Annotated in this window: 19 protein-coding genes; 4 read left to right on the top strand and 15 right to left on the bottom strand. The window is 59.0% G+C overall.

The genetic code is table 11. The features are described 5' to 3' along the window. Both AAIS01_RS23070 and rlmE read right to left on the bottom strand, forming a co-directional pair. The coding region (locus AAIS01_RS23070; RefSeq protein WP_343470858.1) for an ATP-dependent metallopeptidase FtsH/Yme1/Tma family protein at positions 1–784 on the bottom strand (784 nt) is incomplete at its 3' end. A 192-nt stretch (positions 785–976) separates the two neighbouring features. After that, on the bottom strand, positions 977–1,627 hold the full coding sequence (rlmE, locus tag AAIS01_RS23065; protein ID WP_047229060.1) for a 23S rRNA (uridine(2552)-2'-O)-methyltransferase RlmE: 651 nt from the start codon (positions 1,625–1,627) through the stop codon (positions 977–979). 107 nt (positions 1,628–1,734) lie between these two features. Between rlmE and AAIS01_RS23060 the strand changes: the two genes are divergently transcribed. Further along, positions 1,735–2,043: a YhbY family RNA-binding protein gene (locus tag AAIS01_RS23060; protein WP_003177852.1), complete on the top strand. Its 309-nt coding sequence runs from the start codon at positions 1,735–1,737 to the stop codon at positions 2,041–2,043. A gap of 10 nt (positions 2,044–2,053) precedes the next feature. Here AAIS01_RS23060 and AAIS01_RS23055 read toward each other — a convergent pair whose 3' ends face one another. The 8 genes from AAIS01_RS23055 to grpE all read right to left on the bottom strand — a co-directional run bounded on the left by AAIS01_RS23055 (position 2,054) and on the right by grpE (position 12,570). Then, positions 2,054–2,458, bottom strand: coding sequence for a hypothetical protein (locus tag AAIS01_RS23055; RefSeq protein WP_047229061.1), 405 nt, complete (start codon positions 2,456–2,458; stop codon positions 2,054–2,056). Positions 2,459–2,486: 28 nt separating this feature from the next. Then, a complete protein-coding gene (gene greA, locus AAIS01_RS23050; RefSeq protein WP_030139783.1) occupies positions 2,487–2,963 on the bottom strand; it encodes a transcription elongation factor GreA in 477 nt (158 codons plus the stop codon). A 2-nt stretch (positions 2,964–2,965) separates the two neighbouring features. Next, on the bottom strand, positions 2,966–6,187 hold the full coding sequence (gene carB / locus AAIS01_RS23045) for a carbamoyl-phosphate synthase large subunit (RefSeq protein ID WP_092394290.1): 3,222 nt from the start codon (positions 6,185–6,187) through the stop codon (positions 2,966–2,968). A 105-nt stretch (positions 6,188–6,292) separates the two neighbouring features. Beyond that, positions 6,293–7,429 (bottom strand): glutamine-hydrolyzing carbamoyl-phosphate synthase small subunit, encoded by a 1,137-nt coding sequence (gene carA / locus AAIS01_RS23040; RefSeq protein ID WP_047229063.1) that lies wholly within the window; start codon positions 7,427–7,429, stop codon positions 6,293–6,295. Between the two features lie 255 nt (positions 7,430–7,684). Continuing rightward, positions 7,685–8,491, bottom strand: coding sequence for a 4-hydroxy-tetrahydrodipicolinate reductase (dapB, locus tag AAIS01_RS23035; RefSeq protein ID WP_343470857.1), 807 nt, complete (start codon positions 8,489–8,491; stop codon positions 7,685–7,687). A 9-nt stretch (positions 8,492–8,500) separates the two neighbouring features. Continuing rightward, the gene (gene dnaJ / locus AAIS01_RS23030) at positions 8,501–9,625 is read right to left on the bottom strand and encodes a molecular chaperone DnaJ (protein WP_047229065.1); all 1,125 of its coding nucleotides are present in this window, start codon (positions 9,623–9,625) and stop codon (positions 8,501–8,503) included. 360 nt (positions 9,626–9,985) lie between these two features. Continuing rightward, entirely contained in the window at positions 9,986–11,902 is a 1,917-nt protein-coding gene (dnaK, locus tag AAIS01_RS23025) for a molecular chaperone DnaK (protein WP_092394296.1), read from the bottom strand. Between the two features lie 101 nt (positions 11,903–12,003). Beyond that, the gene (gene grpE / locus AAIS01_RS23020) at positions 12,004–12,570 is read right to left on the bottom strand and encodes a nucleotide exchange factor GrpE (protein ID WP_092394299.1); all 567 of its coding nucleotides are present in this window, start codon (positions 12,568–12,570) and stop codon (positions 12,004–12,006) included. A gap of 241 nt (positions 12,571–12,811) precedes the next feature. On the opposite strand from grpE, the gene recN reads away from it, so the two are divergent. Continuing rightward, the gene (gene recN, locus AAIS01_RS23015) at positions 12,812–14,485 is read left to right on the top strand and encodes a DNA repair protein RecN (RefSeq protein WP_343470856.1); all 1,674 of its coding nucleotides are present in this window, start codon (positions 12,812–12,814) and stop codon (positions 14,483–14,485) included. A gap of 78 nt (positions 14,486–14,563) precedes the next feature. Here recN and fur read toward each other — a convergent pair whose 3' ends face one another. Continuing rightward, positions 14,564–14,968, bottom strand: a complete 405-nt coding sequence (gene fur, locus AAIS01_RS23010; RefSeq protein WP_092394305.1) for a ferric iron uptake transcriptional regulator — start codon at positions 14,966–14,968, stop codon at positions 14,564–14,566. Between the two features lie 97 nt (positions 14,969–15,065). Here fur and AAIS01_RS23005 point away from each other — a divergent pair, with 97 nt between their 5' ends. Then, complete coding sequence (locus tag AAIS01_RS23005) at positions 15,066–15,593, top strand: outer membrane protein assembly factor BamE (RefSeq protein WP_047229070.1); 528 nt, start codon at positions 15,066–15,068, stop codon at positions 15,591–15,593. Positions 15,594–15,647: 54 nt separating this feature from the next. Here AAIS01_RS23005 and AAIS01_RS23000 read toward each other — a convergent pair whose 3' ends face one another. The 3 genes from AAIS01_RS23000 to AAIS01_RS22990 are packed head-to-tail and all read right to left on the bottom strand — an operon-like array spanning position 15,648 to position 17,801. Then, positions 15,648–15,950 (bottom strand): RnfH family protein, encoded by a 303-nt coding sequence (locus AAIS01_RS23000; protein WP_343470855.1) that lies wholly within the window; start codon positions 15,948–15,950, stop codon positions 15,648–15,650. Beyond that, entirely contained in the window at positions 15,947–16,390 is a 444-nt protein-coding gene (locus tag AAIS01_RS22995; RefSeq protein WP_092394314.1) for a type II toxin-antitoxin system RatA family toxin, read from the bottom strand. Before AAIS01_RS22995 ends, AAIS01_RS23000 begins: the two co-directional genes overlap by 4 nt. Positions 16,391–16,397: 7 nt before the next feature. Next, complete coding sequence (locus AAIS01_RS22990; RefSeq protein ID WP_343470860.1) at positions 16,398–17,801, bottom strand: sodium-dependent transporter; 1,404 nt, start codon at positions 17,799–17,801, stop codon at positions 16,398–16,400. A 118-nt stretch (positions 17,802–17,919) separates the two neighbouring features. On the opposite strand from AAIS01_RS22990, the gene smpB reads away from it, so the two are divergent. Further along, positions 17,920–18,402, top strand: a complete 483-nt coding sequence (smpB, locus tag AAIS01_RS22985; RefSeq protein ID WP_047229073.1) for an SsrA-binding protein SmpB — start codon at positions 17,920–17,922, stop codon at positions 18,400–18,402. 120 nt (positions 18,403–18,522) lie between these two features. On the opposite strand, the gene AAIS01_RS22980 is transcribed toward smpB, so the two are convergent. After that, positions 18,523–19,290: an FCD domain-containing protein gene (locus AAIS01_RS22980; protein WP_092394318.1), complete on the bottom strand. Its 768-nt coding sequence runs from the start codon at positions 19,288–19,290 to the stop codon at positions 18,523–18,525. Positions 19,291–19,405 lie beyond the last annotated feature (115 nt).

Here is a 19,405-nt window from a genome sequence, read left to right as displayed (position 1 = left end):
GATGGCGACCGACAGCGTCGATTTCGTCAATGAAAATGATGCATGGCGCGTGTTTCTTGGCCTGTTCGAACATGTCACGCACACGACTGGCGCCCACACCCACGAACATTTCAACGAAGTCGGAGCCGGAAATCGTGAAGAACGGCACTTTGGCTTCGCCGGCAATTGCTTTGGCCAGCAAGGTTTTACCGGTACCCGGAGGCCCCACCATCAACACGCCGCGCGGGATACGGCCGCCCAGACGCTGGAACTTGCCCGGATCACGCAGGAATTCAACCAGCTCGCCGACCTCTTCCTTGGCCTCATCGCACCCGGCGACGTCGGCCAGGGTAGTCTTCACCTGGTCTTCAGAGAGCAGCCGGGCCTTGCTTTTGCCGAAACTCATCGGCCCGCCCTTGCCTCCGGCACCGCCCTGCATCTGGCGCATGAAGAACATGAATACAGCGATGATCACCAGAATCGGGAAGCTGGCCACCAGCAGTTGGGTCCAGATGCTCTGCTGCTCAGGCTGCTTGCCTTCGACCACGACATGGTTGTCCACCAGGTCACCGATCAGGCCGTTGTCCTGAATCGCCGGACGAATGGTCTTGAAGCTGTCGCCATCAGTGCGCTTGCCGGTAATCACATAACCATCGACGGCAACGCGCTCGACCTTGCCATCCTTGACTTGCTGAATGAAGTCGGAATAGTTGAGGGTCTGCGGCTCGTTAGGGCTGGAGAAGTTGTTCATCACCGTCACAAGGACAGCCGCGATGATCAACCACAGGATCAGATTCTTTGCCATATCGTTCAATTAACTACCCTCTGAAGCAAGCTCCGCTACTGGCGCGCGCTTCGCATGATATTCACCAGCCTAACTTACTACATTACCTACGACTCTTGCAGGCGCCGTCTGTAACCCTTTGTGAAACTCTGACCGTGTAATTTTCGTAACACGGCTCTTGCAAGGCGAGACAAAAAAAACTATCGGCCCGTATCAAAGACGCTCATCGCTGGCTGCACCTTCGATTCCGCGAAAGCCCCGCGCCAGCAGATACTGCTCACGAGAGCGATCGCGCGACGACAACGGCTTGCGCATCTGCACCTTGTCGAACAGCTTGCGCATACCCTTGTGGTACTCATCAAACCCTTCACCCTGGAAGACCTTGATCAAAAAATCACCACCTGGGCGCAACACCCGCCCGGCAAGGTCCAGGGCCAACTCGCTGAGGAACATGGCCCGAGGCATGTCGACAGCTGCCAATCCACTCATATTGGGGGCCATATCGGAAATCACAAGGTCCACCTGCGTATTTCCGACAGCCTCGAGAATCTGCGCCAGCACGGCGTCTTCCGTGAAATCGCCCTGGATGAAGGTCACGTCGGGAATACTGTCCATTTCCAGGATGTCGGAAGCGATCAACCGCCCCTGACCGCCGATCAGACGACTGGTCACCTGAGACCATCCCCCCGGCGCGGCGCCGAGGTCGATCACGGTCATACCAGGGCGGATCAGACGATCCTTTTCCTGGATTTCGAGCAATTTATAGCTGGCACGAGAACGATAGCCGTCTTTTTGCGCCATTTTGACGTACGGATCGTTGAAATGCTCTCTGAGCCAGTTCTGGCTAGTCTTGGAACGGGCCACGGGCCACCTCTAAAAAATAAAACGGGTCGTGATTAACTGGGCGGTCCCGGACTCGCTCGGGTAAACTGGCCGCCGCTTTTTACAAGATCAGACGCAGGGGTCAGATTATGCCGCTCACTCAAGAGCAGAAGAAACAATACAAATCCATTGGCCACCATCTGAAACCGGTTTTGACTGTGGCTGACAACGGTTTGACTGAAGGTGTTCTAGCTGAGCTGGAACGCGCCTTGGGCGATCATGAGCTTATCAAGATCAAGCTCAATATTCTCGATCGCGAAGCCCGCCTGGCTGCCGTTGCCGAACTGTGCAAGACCGGCAAGGCAGACCTGGTGCAGGTCATCGGCAAGATGGCACTGATTTATCGCAAGAATTTCAGCGTCAACAAGCAACTGTCGAACGTTCACCGCTTCAAGTAATGCCAAAGGGTCAGGGGTGTGCTTCGCGCACCCTGCTGCTCCATCCGGGTACCGGTTGCAACACCAGCACCAACCCGGAAAAACCCAGCACCAGGTAACTGAATACCTGCCACAGGCTCGCATCCGGCCATCCGAGACGTACAGCAAGAAACATCCCGCACGCATACAACGACATGAGCAGCAACTGCCCACGAATGTCGCGCCATAGACTGTCAAGGCCCTCGGCCTGAACCAGCACCAAAGCCTGAAACACTACGCATGCCGAGGAAAAACCCACCAGAAGCGACGTCAGCATAGCTGCGATTTCATCGATGAGCAGCGGTGCCAGGCCGATTCGACCCAGCACCGGCAGCAAACCGACGTGCAGCAACCAGACGCCGCCCACCCATAACATCTGGGTGAGCTGCCAGATCATGGCGCCAGCTCGCAGCGGACGCCTTCGCTCAGATGTGACGGACTTCGACAATCTCATACTCGATGACACCACCCGGCGTCTTCACAGCCACCACATCACCCTCTTCCTTGGCAATCAAGGCGCGAGCAATGGGAGAGCCGACGGAAATCTTGCCGAGCTTGATGTCCGCCTCATCCTCACCAACGATCTGGTAGGTGACGCTTTCATCCGTCTCAACGTTGGCGATTTCCACCGTAGTGCCAAAAATGACCTTGCCGGTGTGCGGGATCGTCGTGACATCGATGATCACGGCATTCTGCATGCGGCCTTCGATATCACGGACACGCGCCTCGACCATACCCTGCTCCTCGCGGGCAGCATGATATTCGGCGTTTTCCTTGAGATCGCCCAGCTCACGGGCTTCACCGATCGCCTGGCTCAAGCGCGGGCGCTCGACCTTGGTCAGGAAAGCGTGTTCTTCTTCCAGGGCCTTCGCGCCCTGAACAGTCATCGGGTACTTGGTTATGCTCATGCCTTCAATCCTGCATGTAGATCCTGCAAGCGACGCACGGTCTTCTCGGGACCGAACTTGAGCGCTTCGCAGATAGCTTCGCCCGCAGCAATGGTCGTGGTGCAGTAGATCTTGTGCTGCAGCGCGTTGCGACGGATGGAATACGAATCGGCGATCGACTGGCGACCTTCAGTGGTGTTGATGATCAGCGTGACTTCGTCATTCTTGATCATGTCGACCACGTGCGGACGCCCCTCGGTCACCTTGTTCACGCGGCGCACCTTCAAGCCAGCCGCCTCGATCAGCTTGGCGGTACCGGCAGTGGCGACCACTTCGAAGCCCAAGTTGATCAGATCACGGGCCACGCCTGCAACCAGCGGCTTGTCGTCATCACGCACGCTGATGAACGCCGTGCCGCCAGTCGGCAGGACTTCGCTGGCGCCCATCTGGGCCTTGGCAAACGCTTCGCCGAAGGTATCGCCCACGCCCATGACTTCGCCGGTGGACTTCATTTCAGGGCCGAGGATCGGGTCCACGCCAGGGAACTTGGCGAACGGGAACACCGCTTCTTTGACACTGTAGAAGTTCGGAATGATTTCCTTGGTGAAGTTCAGCTCTTTCAGGGTCTTACCAGCCATGACCCGTGCAGCGATCATCGCCAGGGACACACCGATGCACTTGGAGACGAACGGTACGGTACGGGAAGCGCGCGGGTTGACTTCGATGACGTAGATGTCCTCGCCCTGCAGGGCCAGTTGCACGTTCATCAGGCCGACCACGCCCAGTTCCAAGGCCATTTTCTTGACCTGCTCGCGCATTTCGTCCTGGATGTGGGCCGGCAGCGAATAAGGCGGCAGCGAACAGGCAGAGTCACCGGAGTGAACACCAGCCTGCTCGATGTGCTGCATGATCGCGCCGATCACTACGTCCTTGCCGTCACAGACCGCATCCACGTCCATTTCGATAGCGCAGTTGAGGAAGTGGTCCAGCAGCACCGGGCTGTCGTTGGACACCTGAACCGCTTCGCGCAGGTAGCGCTTGAGCTCATCTTCCTGGTAGACGATTTCCATCGCCCGACCGCCCAGTACATAGGACGGACGCACCACCAGCGGGTAACCGATCTTGGCGGCGGCACGAATGGCTTCGTCTTCACTGCGCACGGTAGCGTTAGGCGGCTGACGCAGGTTCAGGCGCTCGACCATTTGCTGGAAGCGCTCACGGTCTTCGGCACGGTCGATGGCATCCGGGCTGGTCCCGATGATCGGCACACCGGCCGCTTCAAGGGCACGCGCCAGTTTCAGAGGGGTCTGGCCGCCGTACTGGACGATCACGCCTTTTGGCTTCTCGACACGGACGATTTCCAGCACGTCTTCCAGGGTCACTGGTTCGAAATACAGGCGATCAGAGGTGTCGTAGTCGGTGGACACGGTTTCCGGGTTGCAGTTGACCATGATGGTCTCGTACCCGTCGTCGCGCAGCGCCAGTGCCGCGTGCACGCAGCAGTAGTCGAACTCGATACCCTGGCCGATCCGGTTAGGACCGCCGCCCAGGATCATGATCTTGTCACGAGTCGACGGCGCGGCTTCACACTCTTCTTCGTACGTGGAGTACAGGTAAGCGGTGTCGGTGGCGAACTCGGCGGCGCAAGTGTCAACGCGCTTGTAGACCGGGAACACTTCAAGCTTGTGGCGATGCGCACGCAGGCTCTTTTCGGTCACACCCAGCAGTTTTGCCAGGCGCATGTCGGAGAAGCCCTTGCGCTTGAGGCGGAACATGGTGGCATGGTCGATGCTGGACATGCCCAGGGTCTTGACCTTCTCTTCTTCCTTGATCAGATCTTCGATCTGCACCAGGAACCAAGGGTCGATCATGTTCATGCCGAAGATCTGTTCGACGGTCATGCCGGCACGGAAGGCGTCCGCCACGTACCAGATCCGCTCGGCGCCCGGCACGGTCAGCTCACGCTTGAGCTCACTCATGGCGTCCGGATGGCTCAGGTCCAGCTTCGGATCGAGGCCGCAAACCCCCACTTCCAGACCGCGCAGAGCTTTTTGCAGGGATTCCTGGAAAGTCCGGCCGATGGCCATGACTTCACCGACCGACTTCATCTGAGTGGTCAGGCGGGCGTCGGCCTTGGCGAATTTCTCGAAGGCGAAACGTGGCAGCTTGGTGACGACGTAGTCGATGGACGGCTCAAAAGACGCCGGGGTCTTGCCGCCGGTGATGTCGTTCGACAGTTCGTCCAGGGTGTAACCCACAGCCAGCTTGGCCGCGACCTTGGCGATCGGGAAACCGGTGGCTTTCGAGGCCAGGGCCGAGGAACGGGATACCCGCGGGTTCATCTCAATGACCACCATGCGCCCGGTGTTCGGGCAGATGCCGAACTGGACGTTGGAGCCACCGGTTTCCACGCCGATCTCGCGCAGTACCGCCAGGGAGGCGTTACGCAGGATCTGGTATTCCTTGTCAGTCAGGGTCTGGGCTGGCGCAACGGTGATCGAGTCACCAGTGTGCACGCCCATCGGGTCGAAGTTTTCGATGGAGCAGACGATGATGCAGTTGTCCTTTTTATCGCGGACAACTTCCATTTCATATTCTTTCCAGCCGATCAGGGATTCGTCGATCAGCAGCTCTTTGGTCGGCGACAGGTCCAGACCACGGGCGCAGATTTCTTCGAATTCCTCACGGTTGTAAGCGATGCCGCCACCGGTGCCGCCCATGGTAAAGGACGGACGGATGATGCACGGGAAACCCAGACGCTCCAGAACGGCGTTGGCCTCTTCCATGCTATGGGCGATGCCCGAGCGTGGGCAGTCCAGGCCGATGGATTTCATCGCCTTGTCGAAGCGCGAACGGTCTTCGGCCTTGTCGATGGTGTCGGCGTTGGCGCCGATCATTTCCACGCCGAACTTCTCCAGGACGCCTTCACGTTCCAGGTCCAGGGCGCAGTTCAATGCAGTCTGGCCACCCATGGTCGGCAGCAGTGCGTCCGGGCGCTCCTTTTCGATGATCTTGGCAACGGTCTGCCACTTGATCGGCTCGATGTAGGTGGCGTCGGCCATGGCCGGGTCGGTCATGATGGTGGCCGGGTTGGAGTTCACCAGGATGACGCGATAGCCCTCTTCGCGCAGGGCTTTACAGGCCTGGGCGCCGGAGTAGTCGAATTCGCAAGCCTGGCCGATCACGATCGGGCCAGCGCCGAGAATCAGGATGCTTTTTATGTCTGTACGTTTTGGCATGGGTTTGTCACTCAAATCCGCAGGTCAGTCGGCTAGGCCGTCGAACAATCTTTGCAGCGCCCAAGGGGACCGCCGGTTTCGGGGCCGCCCTCGGGCTTCACGCGGTCAGCGTCGCTTGGCCATCTCGGTGATGAAGCGATCGAACAGCGGCGCTACATCGTTCGGGCCAGGGCTCGCTTCAGGGTGGCCTTGGAAGCTGAATGCGCTCTTGTCGGTACGCTCGATGCCTTGCAGCGTGCCGTCGAACAGCGACTTATGGATCGCCCGCACGTTTGCCGGCAAGGTCGCCTCATCCACCGCAAAGCCGTGGTTCTGACTGGTGATCATCACCACGCCAGTATCCAGGTCCTGGACCGGGTGGTTGGCACCGTGGTGGCCGTGCCCCATTTTCAAGGTCTTGGCGCCCGACGCGAGGGCCAGCAACTGATGACCGAGGCAGATGCCGAACACCGGGATCTCGGTTTCCAGCACGTCCTTGATCGCCTGGATAGCGTAGTCGCAAGGCTCGGGGTCACCCGGGCCGTTGGACAGGAACACGCCGTCAGGGTTGAGGGCCAGGACATCTGCCGCCGGGGTTTGCGCCGGCACCACGGTCACGCGGCAGCCGCGCTCCACCAGCATGCGCAGAATGTTGAGCTTGACGCCGTAGTCGTAGGCCACCACATGGTATGGCAGCTCGGAGGCTTCGATCGTCGCGTGGCTGTCGGTTTTCAGGTCCCAGACCGTGGAGCGCCACTCATACTGCTTCTTGGTGCTGACGACTTTCGCCAGATCCATGCCCTTAAGGCCAGGGAAGCCCTGGGCAGCGGCGATGGCGGCCTCTTCGGTGATGTTGTCACCGGCCATGATGCAGCCGTTCTGCGCGCCTTTCTCCCGGAGGATGCGGGTCAGGCGACGGGTGTCGATACCGGCGATCGCCACAACGTTGTTGGCTTTCAGGTAGTCGGACAGGGACATGGTGTTACGCCAGTTGCTCGCTACCAGCGGCAGGTCACGGATGACCAGGCCGGCGGACCAGACACGATCGGACTCGGCATCTTGCGGCGTGGTGCCGGTGTTGCCGATGTGCGGGTAAGTCAAAGTAACGATTTGCTGGGCGTAGGAAGGATCGGTAAGAATTTCCTGATAGCCGGTCATTGCGGTGTTAAACACCACCTCACCAACGGTCTGACCGTCGGCTCCAATGGCTTCGCCGCGAAAAATGCTGCCATCAGCAAGGGCGAGTATGGCTGGCTTAGTCAAGAAGACCTCCCGTAAATAAAGCCTGAAAGGGCGATCGCAGGTTGTAAAAAAGCGGAGTGACGTATGGACACGTCACCCCGCTTGTTCACTGAATTATTCTGCGCGCTTTTAGTGGACACACTAAAGCTGTAGCTTACAGAAAAAGGCTTTTTTGGTCCACCGCTAATGAGCCTTAAAGGCAGGGGAATGCGACAGGTCGTCGCGAGGCGGTGTAAAACGGGGCTCAGTATAACCTGAACCCTGTTTTCAATGGCATCAACGCAGGTCGAGAACATCCTGCATGTCGTACAGACCAGGCTCGCGACCATCCAGCCACAAAGCGGCACGCACCGCACCCTTGGCGAAGGTCATCCGGCTTGATGCCTTGTGAGTGATCTCCAGACGCTCGCCCTCTGTGGCAAACAGCACGGTGTGATCCCCCACCACATCACCACCACGCACCGTGGCGAAACCGATGGTGTCTCGCTCACGGGCGCCGGTATGCCCTTCGCGCCCGTAGACGGCGACCTTCTGCAGATCGCGCCCCAAGGCATCGGCAATCACTTCGCCCATGCGCAGGGCCGTGCCCGAAGGCGCGTCGATCTTGTGCCGATGGTGAGCCTCGATGATTTCGATGTCCGCATCGTCACCCAGGACCCGAGCCGTCATCTCCAGCAGCTTCAACGACAGATTCACACCCACACTGAAGTTCGCCGCAAACACGATCGGAATATCGTTGCCAGCCTCGGCCAGCAACTGCTTTTGCGCAGCATCCAGCCCGGTCGTGCCAATGACCATCGCCTTGCCATGCTTGCGGCAAATGGCAAGGTTTTTCAGCATCACTTGCGGCAGGGTGAAATCGATCAGGACATCGAACTCATCCAAGACCTTTTCCAGGCCACCGGACATCGGGACGCCGATACGCCCCAGGGATGCCAGCTCACCCGCATCAGCACCGACCAGCGTACTGTCGGGCCGGACGATAGCGGCTGTCAGGCCCGAGAGCGGCGAGCGCTGCTGCACCGCCTCGACCAACGCCTTGCCCATGCGCCCGGCAGCGCCCATCACAGCTATACGTCGCATGCGAGCTCCTTACAGATCGCCGAAGAAGCGCTTCACGCCTTCGAACCAGCCCGTGGTTTTCGGGGAGTGGCTATTGTCATCCGCCAGGGAACTGCGGAACTCCTCCAGCAGTTCGCGCTGACGCCGGCTCAGGTTGACCGGAGTTTCCACCGCAACACGGCACATCAGGTCACCCGCACCGCCGCCACGCACCGGCGCAACCCCCTTGCCGCGAATCCGGAACTGCTTGCCGGTTTGCGTGCCCTCGGGGATTTTCAGCTTCACACGACCATCGAGGGTCGGGATCTCAAGCTCGCCGCCCAAGGCCGCATCGACGAAACTGATCGGCACTTCGCAGAACAGATGCTTACCGTCGCGCTGGAATATCGCGTGCTCACGCACATTGATAACCACGTACAGGTCGCCGGTCGGACCGCCCTGGGCACCCGCCTCGCCCTCCCCGGACAAACGGATGCGATCACCGGTATCGACACCGGCCGGCACTTTCACCGACAGCGTCTTGTACTCTTCGACGCGCCCTTCGCCGTGGCAGGAATCGCACGGATCGGAGATGATCTTGCCCTGGCCATGGCAACGCGGGCAGGTCTGCTGTACAGAGAAGAAACCCTGTTGCATGCGCACCTGACCGATGCCGCCGCAGGTCGGGCAAGTGACGGGCGAGGAGCCCTTCTTGGCGCCCGAACCGTCACACGGTTTGCAATTGACCAGCGTAGGGACGCGGATGTTGACGGTCGTACCGCGCACCGCCTCTTCCAGATTCAACTCCAGGGTGTAGCGCAAGTCGCTGCCACGCTGGGCGCCGCCACGGGCACCACCGCGACCGCCGCCGAAGAAGTCACTGAACACATCACCGAAAATATCGGAGAAGTTCTGCCCGCCAAAACCGGCACCGCCGCCACCCATGCTCGGGTCGACGCCGGCATGACCATACTGGTCGTAAGCTGCACGCTTGCTGGAATCGGACAGTACTTCGTAAGCCTCGTTGGCTTCCTTGAACAACTCTTCCGACGCTTTGTCGTCGGGATTACGGTCCGGGTGGTGCTTCATTGCCAGACGACGGTAGGCCTTTTTCAGGTCCGCGTCGCTTGAACCACGCTCGACACCCAATACTTCGTAATAGTCACGCTTTGCCATTAGTCTTTGCACTCTTATAGGACGTCCGGCAAACCTCTCCTGAACCTTGCCAAACTCGTTGAGCCGCAATACAGGCCCGGACCCAACTCACGTCGATTCAACGATCCTGGTCTTGGGCCTTGAACGAAAAGTGCGACTTTCCGTACAAACCCACCTCTTTCAGCCAGGGAACCGGCCAAAACGCGGCGTCTCTCGCTCGGAAAGCAGGAGCATTCCCGATCACACCGCCAGCATCCGACCGCTGTCGCATGCTGTAAAAATTCACTGACTCCAGACACGCCAACGCGGGAGCAAGCTCCCGCGCGGCGACATCCTACCAGTCACCGCACAAATGCAGTCAACCGGCCGACCAACAAGCGATTACTTGTGGTCTTTCACTTCTTCAAACTCGGCATCAACGACATCATCGGCTTTTTCGGCCGACTCGCCTTGCTGCGCTGCGCCTTCAGCCGGCTGAGCCTGCTCGGCGTACATCTTCTGAGCCACTGGAGCGGAGACCTTGGACAGCTCTTCGATCTTCGCCTCGATGGCTGCCTTGTCGTCGCCTTTGACAGCTGCTTCAAGGGCAACCACGGCAGCCTCGATGGCGGTTTTCTCTTCAGCAGTCACTTTGTCGCCAGCATCAGCGATCATCTTGCGAGTCGAGTGCACCAGGGCGTCACCCTGGTTGCGAGCACTGGCCAGCTCTTCGAACTTGCGGTCTTCTTCGGCGTTGACTTCAGCATCGCGAACCATCTGCTGAATTTCTTCCTCGGACAGACCGGAGTTGGCCTTGATCACGATCGACTGGGTCTTGCCGGTGGCCTTGTCTTTCGCACCCACGTGCAGGATGCCGTTGGCGTCGATGTCGAAGGTCACTTCGATTTGTGGCACGCCACGTGGAGCCGGTGGAATCTCGGCCAGGTCGAACTTGCCCAGGGACTTGTTCTGCGCAGCTTGCTTGCGCTCACCCTGCAGCACGTGAATGGTCACGGCGTTCTGGTTGTCATCGGCGGTCGAGAACACTTGGGATTTCTTGGTAGGAATCGTCGTGTTTTTCTCGATCAGCGCAGTCATCACGCCACCCATGGTTTCGATACCCAGGGTCAGCGGGCTGACGTCGAGCAGCAGAACGTCTTTCACGTCACCGGCCAGAACAGCACCCTGGATCGCGGCGCCCATGGCAACGGCTTCGTCCGGGTTCACGTCTTTACGCGCTTCTTTACCGAAGAAATCGGTCACCAGCTTCTGAACCAGCGGCATACGGGTCTGGCCGCCGACCAGGATCACGTCGTTGATCGAACCCACGTCGATACCGGCGTCCTTCATTGCAATGCGGCAAGGTTCGATGGTGCGCTGAACCAGGTCTTCCACCAGCGCTTCGAGCTTGGCGCGGGAGATTTTCACGTTCAGGTGCTTCGGACCCGTGGCATCTGCAGTGATGTACGGCAGGTTCACGTCGGTCGACTGGCTCGAGGACAGCTCGATCTTGGCTTTTTCGGCAGCTTCTTTCAGACGCTGCATGGCCAGCGGGTCACCCTTGAGGTTCATGCCGCTTTCTTTCTTGAATTCGTCGACGAGGTAGTCGATCAGACGAATGTCGAAGTCCTCACCACCGAGGAAGGTGTCACCGTTGGTGGCCAGTACTTCGAACTGATGCTCACCATCGACTTCAGCAATCTCGATCACGGAGACGTCGAAGGTACCGCCACCCAGGTCATAAACGATCACGGTGTGATCGCCCTTGGCCTTGTCCATGCCGTAAGCCAGAGCGGCCGCGGTGGGTTCGTTGATGATGCGCTTGACGTCCAGGCCCGCGATGCGGCCGGCGTCTTTGGTGGCCTGACGCTGGCTGTCATTGAAGTAGGCCGGAACAGTGATGACCGCTTCGGTCACCGCTTCGCCGAGATAGTCTTCGGCGGTTTTCTTCATTTTCTTCAGGATTTCCGCCGAAATCTGTGGCGGCGCCATTTTCTGGCCGTTCACTTCAACCCAGGCGTCGCCGTTGTCAGCCTTGGCGATTTTGTAAGGCACCATCTTGATGTCTTTCTGAACGACTTCTTCGTCGAACTTGCGACCGATCAGACGCTTCACCGCGTAGAGGGTGTTATGCGGATTGGTCACTGCCTGACGCTTGGCGGACTGGCCAACCAGAATTTCGCCATCGTTGGCGTACGCGATGATCGACGGCGTAGTACGCGCGCCTTCAGCGTTTTCAATTACTTTGGCCTTGCCGTTTTCCAGCACGGAGACGCACGAGTTGGTGGTCCCCAGGTCGATACCGATAATCTTGCCCATGTTAACTCTCCCGGAACTTGGATTTTGTTGCCGCAGCAGTGGTGGCTAACTGCGGTAGCACTTAAACGCTTGACTTCTAAATGGGGCCGCTGCGCGGAATTTCAAGCCTGCTCATCAATAGAAGGCGAAACCGGTGCTGGTGCCTTGCTGACCACAACCATGGCCGGGCGCAGCAAGCGACCGTTGAGCAGGTAGCCCTTCTGGAAAACCTTCAATACGCTGTTGGGCTCGACGTCTGCACTTTCCTGCATCGCCATGGCCTGATGGTGCTCGGCATTGAAGGGCTCGCCATGCGGATCAATGGCTTCAAGCTGATAGCGCTTGAGCGTGTCCTGGAACATTTTCAAGGTCAGCTCAATGCCTTCACGCATCGGACGAATGTTTTCGTCGTCCGGATTGGACAGCTCCAGGCCGCGCTCCAGACTGTCGATGATGGGCAACAGGTCGCCTGCGAACCGCTCCAGGGCGAATTTATGAGCTTTTTCAACATCTTGCTCAGCGCGACGGCGGACATTCTGCAGGTCGGCGGCTACACGCAACGCCTGATCCTGCGCACCGGCCAGTTGCTCTTCGAGCACTTGTACACGTGCCGCCAGGTCGTCACCCGAATCCTGGGGAGCCTGATTGGCGTCTAGATTTTGCGTGTCCTGCGTCTGTTCGTCAGCCATAGATTTCTCCTTTCAACTTCGTCCGCGAGCTCAACTCGCGCTTCTGCCCCGGTATATGGGGCCGTGTTTTCCAGCTTCAAGGGCGGTCCGACGAATTAACCTTACAAAAACCCCCTGCATATCCATTCCTCTCAGTGCTAAAAAAGTCATTCGCCCAAGCAAATCGAGCTAAGCGAAGGCATTGTCAGCCCGAAACAAAACACTGTATAAATAACCAGACCTAAGCCTGGGAGCGGCCTTTATGCTGGTGCACCTGTCCGTACACAACTACGCCATCGTCGAACACCTCGACCTCGAACTCGATCGGGGCATGAGCGTGATCACCGGTGAAACCGGTGCCGGCAAATCGATCATGCTCGACGCCTTGGGCCTGACGCTGGGCGATCGCGCCGACAGCGGCGTGGTACGCCCCGGGGCGGACAAGGCCGACATCCTGGCCACCTTCGACCTGGTCGACATCCCTGAGGCAAGCACCTGGCTGGCTGAGCGCGACCTGGACACCGACGGCCTGTGCATATTGCGCCGCGTCATCACCGCCGAAGGTCGCTCCCGGGGTTACATCAACGGTACGCCCTGCCCCCTCGGCGACCTCAAGGCCCTGGGCGAGCTGCTGATCGACATCCACAGCCAACATGAACACCAGTCCCTGCTCAAGACCGAGACCCATCGCCGCCTGCTCGATGAATACGCCGGCGCCACCGACCTGGCCCGCCAGGTTCAACTGGCCGCCCAGCGATGGCGCCAGACCCGCCAGGAACTGGATCGACTCTCCAACTCCGGTGACGAACAACGTGCCCGCCACCAGTTGCTGAGTTATCAGCTCGAAGAGCTGGAGAACCTGGCCTTGGGTGAAAACGAGCTGGCGGAACTGGAGCAGGAACACAAGAACCTCACCAATGCCGAAACCCTGCTGGGCATTTGTCGGCAAGTGGTCGAGCAATGCAGCGAAAGCGACTCGGGTAACGTGCTCAATGCACTGACCACCAGCCTGAACCGGCTGTCCAGCGTCAACAATTCGGTAGGCGCCCTGAGCGAAGCGACCAATCTGCTGACGAGTGCACAGATTCAGGTCGAGGAGGCCGTCGGCGAACTCAACCGGTTTCTGGATCATTTCGACGCCGACCCGGCGCGCCTGCAATATCTGGAAGAACGCCTGGACACTATCTATACGCTGGCGCGCAAGCACCGCGTCCAGCCAACCGATGTCGCCGAACTGCAGCAACGCCTGCTTGAAGAGCTGGAAACCCTGAACGCTAACGACGAATCCATTGAGCGCCTGGGAGACGAACTGGCGTCCTATGCCCGTCATTATCAGGAGAAAGCCAGGGAGCTCAGTGAACTGCGCCAGCAGGCCGCGACCGGGCTGGCCGGTGCCGTTGAGCAGGAGATCCAGCGCCTGGGCATGCCCGGCGGGCGCTTCACCATCGAGCTGCACCCCAACACGGGGGACGAGCTTCAACCCAACGGGCTGGAGCAGGTGGAGTTGCTGGTCAGCGCCAACCCCGGGCAACCGCTCAAGGCCCTGGCCAAAGTCGCCTCCGGCGGCGAGTTGTCACGAATCAGCCTGGCCATCCAGGTCATCACCGCACAGACCTCTCGCGTGCCGACGCTGGTATTCGACGAAGTGGACGTGGGCATTGGTGGCCCTACGGCGGAAATTGTCGGCCAGTTGCTACGTCGACTCGGGGAGCGCGGCCAGGTGCTGACAGTGACTCACCTGCCCCAGGTCGCAGCCCAAGGACACCAGCATTTATTTGTGCACAAGGTGCGTGACGAAGACGCCACTCGCACCGCTGTGTCCAAGCTGAACAAGAACGAGCGAGTTGAAGAAGTGGCACGGATGCTGGGGGGGATTGATCTCACCAAAGAATCCCTGGCCCACGCGAAGAAAATGGTCGTCGCGGCAAAAGCCTGACAAAAGCCGTAAAGCAAGAAGGCGACCCCGGAGGGTCGCCTTCTTTCGTTTTGAGAGCTTTGGGCTCACGCGACGTGCTTACTTCTTCTCGCGCACATGCAAGACGAGATGGTGATCGATCAGCTCGAAACCATGCCTTTCAGCGATTTCCTTTTGCAGCGCTTCGATTTCCGGGCTAATGAATTCGATGACCTCACGGGTTTCCACGTTCACCATGTGATCGTGATGTTCCCCGTCAGCCAATTCAAAGACCGCATGACCGCCATCGAAATTGTGACGAGCCACAAGCCCCGCCGCTTCGAACTGGGTCAGGACACGGTAAACCGTGGCCAGACCGACGTCCTCGCCAGCTTCCATAAGTGCCTTGTAGACATCCTCGGCACTCATGTGGCGCTGCTCGGCGGAATCGAGCATTTGTAGAATTTTGACCCGTGGCAGGGTCACTTTGAGGCCGGCTTTGCGTAGTTCGCTATTTTCAACCATGGTCAGCTTTCTCGCGATGCTGCTTCGCAGCTTCTCTTAATGCGGGTATGATCGGCGTTTACGTTGTCCCAGCCAAGATAGTGGAAGTCGCCCACCGATGCAAAACACCAAGCTCTTGCTAACCAGTTTCACCTTTGTGGGACTGCTCGCACTCGCCGGTTGTTCATTCCCCGGGGTTTACAAAATCGACATCCAGCAGGGCAATGTCGTCACGCAGGACATGATAGACCAGTTACGCCCGGGAATGACCCGTCGGCAAGTACGGTTTATCATGGGTAACCCTCTGCTGACCGACACGTTCCATGCCGATCGCTGGGATTATTTGTACAGCCTGCAACCAGGTGGTGGTGAACGCCAACAGGAACGCATCAGCGTTATCTTCAACGCCAATGACCAGCTTGTCAGCCTGTCGGGCGACTTCATGCCCGGTGTGAGCCGCGACGAAGCCATTATGGGCCAGGACAGCGGCACTACGGTGACCGACCCCACCCAGAACGCCGAACAGCCGAAACCGGAAAAACCGGTCAAGCCAGGCTCGTTGCTCGACCAGATCCAGAAGGACGTGGACAACGTCGAGACCGTACCGGTCCCGACGCCAGAACCACTGGATACCTCGCCGCAATAAATTGCTCAATAAAAAACCCGGCTTGCCGGGTTTTTTATTGCCTGTAGTTCAGCGCTATTGATCAGCTTGGCGCGCCTGAGCGGCCTTGGCAGCGCGCAGCCGCCGAATCTCTTTTGGATCTGCCAATAACGGTCGATAAATTTCAAGTCGATCAGCCGCCCGCACCACCTGGCGATCCGGATCGGCCACCACCTTGCCAAAAATCCCCACCGGGCAAGTGACCAGATCCAGCTCCGGAAACTCAACGGCAATGCCAGACGCCGCTAACGCCGCCCGAACACTGGTGCCTTCCGGCACGGAAAATACGCGCAAGACCTGACGTTCGACGCCGGCATACACCACTTCCAACTCAATCAACGCGCAAGCTCGGCGTTTTGCTTGGCGCGCTGGCAGAACGCGTCGACCAGGGTATTGGCCGCCTGATTGAACAGCGGCCCCAGCGTGGCTCGCACCAGCGGGCCAGCGTAGTCGAACGACAGATCCAGGCTGATCTTGCAGGCCTTCTCTCCCAGCGCCTTGAACACCCAGACGCCGTGGAGCTGATTGAATGGCCCCTCTTCCAGGTTCATTTCAATGGACTGTCCCGGCACCAGGGTGTTGCGCGTGACAAAGTGCTGGCTCAATCCACCCTTGGCGACATTGAGGCTGGCGCGCATATGGGTTTCAGAGCTTTCGAGCACTTCGGCGGACGAGCACCAAGGCAAAAATTGCGGGTAACTTGCGACATCGTTGACCAGGTCGTACAACGCCTGCGCCGGATAGGGCAGCAAGGCCGAGCGTTGAATATGTGTCGTCATGTAAGCGTCACTTCCACAGCTGGGCGGCAAACACTACGAGAATGCCGATGGGCGCCACATAGCGCATCAAGAACAGGCTCAAGGTAAACAATACAGGGCTGCGCAACGACAATTCATCACGCACCGCCTCACGCCCCATGACCCATCCTGCAAACACCACGAAACACAAACCACCCAGCGGCAGCATGATCCGTGATGTGAAGAAATCAATCACGCCGAAGAAATCCAGCCCTCCGGTTGCTCCCCACTGGTAGAGATGGAACAGCCCGCCTTCGTTCACGAAAAACTTCGCTTGTTTCCATATATTGAAGGAAAACACCGTCCCCAGGCCAACGAACCAACAGGTAAAGGCCAGCCAGAACGTCACCCAGGCGCGACTGAGCCGGGTCCGCTCCACCAGATAAGCGACCATGGGCTCCAGCAGGGAAATGGCCGAACTCCAGGCCGCAATGGCCACCAGGAGAAAAAACACCACGCCCATGAATTGACCAAACGCCATGTTGCCGAAGGCGAATGGCAGGCTGACAAACATCAGCCCCGGCCCTTCGCTGGGGTTCAGGCCGGCGGCGAAGACAATCGGAAACAAGGCCAGCCCGGCCAGCAACGATACAAAGGTATCCAGCAGCGCGACACCTACGACGGTCCTCGTCAGCGAGGCGCTCTTGGGCATGTAGGCGCCATAGATCATGATCGAGCCCACCCCCACGCTCAGGGAGAAAAACGCATGCCCCATGGCCGGCAGCAGGCCATCCAGAACTTTCTCCGGCTGGAAATCGAACATGAAGTGAACGCCTTCCATGAAGTGCCCGGTGGTCATGCTGTAGCCCAGCAATACCAGGATCATCACGAACAGCAGCGGCATCATGATTCGCAGGCTGCGCTCAAGCCCCGCAACCACCCCACGGGCAATCACCACCGCAGAAAGCAGCATGAAAATCGTATGCCAAAGTGTCAGCCGCCAGGGATCGGAGATCACATCGCCGAAGTAGGCGCCGACCTGATCGGGTGTCACCCCCTGAAAGTCCCCACGCCCCATGTCGATGATGTAGTCCAGCGACCAGCCGCCAACCACACTGTAGAAAGACAGGATCAGCAGCGCCGTGATCATCCCGGCAAACGCCCCCCACGACCACTTGGCCGAGTGCCCCGCCTCCAGTGCCAGCACCTTCAAGGCATTGGCCGGGCTTTGCCGGGCGCGACGACCGATGAGGGTTTCGGCCAGCATCACCGGCGCACCGATGAGCGCGATGCACGCCAGAAACATCAATACAAAGGCACCGCCACCATAGACGCCGACCATGTAGGGAAATTTCCAGATACTGCCCAGCCCCACGGCCGAACCGGTTGCGGCGAATATGAAGACCCAGCGGCTAGCCCAACTGCCGTGGACAGAAACCTTGTCTGTCGACATCGTGATCACGCCCAAGCGTTCGAAAAAGAGGCCGCATTGTCCGGGATTCATTCAACCTGCTCAAGCACGCAGCTTCACCGTAGCCGACACGCCCGCAACTGCCTATAATGCCGCCCCTATGGCTAAACAGAAGAAACACCCCACAGGGACCATCGCGCAAAATAAAAAAGCGCGACACGACTACTTCATCGAACAGCGTTTCGAGGCTGGCATGGTCCTGGCCGGCTGGGAAGTAAAGAGCTTGCGTGCAGGCAAGGCGCAACTGGTCGACAGTTATGTGCTGCTCAAGGACGGCGAGGCCTGGCTGCTGGGCAGCCATATCACGCCCCTGACCACCGCCAGCACCCACGTCATCGCCGATCCGACACGCTCGCGCAAGCTGCTGCTCAACAAGCGCGAGCTGGAAAAGCTCTTCGCGTCCGTGCAGCAAAAAGGCTACGCCTGCGTCTGCACGTCGTTGTACTGGAGCAAGCATTTGATCAAATGCGAAATTGCGCTGGGCAAAGGCAAGAAGGAATACGACAAGCGTGATACCGAGCGCGAACGCGACGCCGGTCGCGAGCTGCAACGCGCGGTGCGTAACAAGGGCAAGGAAGACTGATTCTTTCGCCTTAAGACCATTGTGGGAGCGAGCTTGCTCGCGATGACGGCGACACATCCAGCATTGATGTGTCAGACAGGCCGCTTTCGCGAGCAAGCTCGCTCCCACAGGGTCCGAGCGCTACATCCCCTTGCGCCGCTCCGCCCGCGCCACCCGCTGCACTTCCTGACGTACCTCTTCCAACACCTCCTGCACATACAGAATATGCCGGCTGGAGACTTCCCGGGCCTGCTCGGCGTGCCCGCCCATAATGGCCTGGTACAGCTCCCGATGCTGGCTGATGAGCATGTCTCGGGTTTCGCTGCGCTGCTTGTACATGCCGCCAATGTTGGTGACGACGTTGCGTTTGAGCAGGTCGAACAGACCCCGAATCGTATGCAGCAACACTGCATTGTGACTCGCCTCGGCAATGGCCAGGTGAAACCGCGCATCGGCCGCGCCCTCCTCTGCCCGGCTCACATTTTCATGGCGTGAATAGCAATCCTGAAGCTCCTCGAACGCCGCCGTCAGCCGCTCGCGATCCACGTCCGTGGCCCGCTGTGCCGCGTAGTAAGCGCAGGAAGCTTCCAGGGTATGGCGAAACTCCAGCAAATCACGTTGCGCTTCAGGATTGCTTTCCAACAACTGCAACAGTGGGTCACTGAAGGTTGAGCCCAGCGACTCCACCACATAGTTGCCACCACCCTGGCGACTGACCAGCAAACCCTTGGCCGCCAGTTTCTGAATCGCTTCGCGCAACGAAGGGCGTGACACGCCGAACTGCTCAGCCAAGGCACGCTCGGCAGGCAGGCGTTCGCCGGATTTCAGCGTGCCTTCAAGGATCATTCCTTCAAGCCGCTCGACAATATCGTCAGACAAACGGCGCTGACGAATCTGATCAAACCCCATAACTCGACTCTCCACGATCCCGACGGCTCGCCGGGCTCTCTATTCTGGCCTATCCGCGCCCCGCCGACACCCTCCAGAAGCCACCTATACCCACGGATCAGATCTCAATGATCGC

The organism is Pseudomonas halotolerans (assembly GCF_039581215.1).
Taxonomy (GTDB): Bacteria; Pseudomonadota; Gammaproteobacteria; order Pseudomonadales; family Pseudomonadaceae; genus Aquipseudomonas; species Aquipseudomonas tehranensis.
This window is presented reverse-complemented; position numbering and strand designations above follow the sequence as displayed.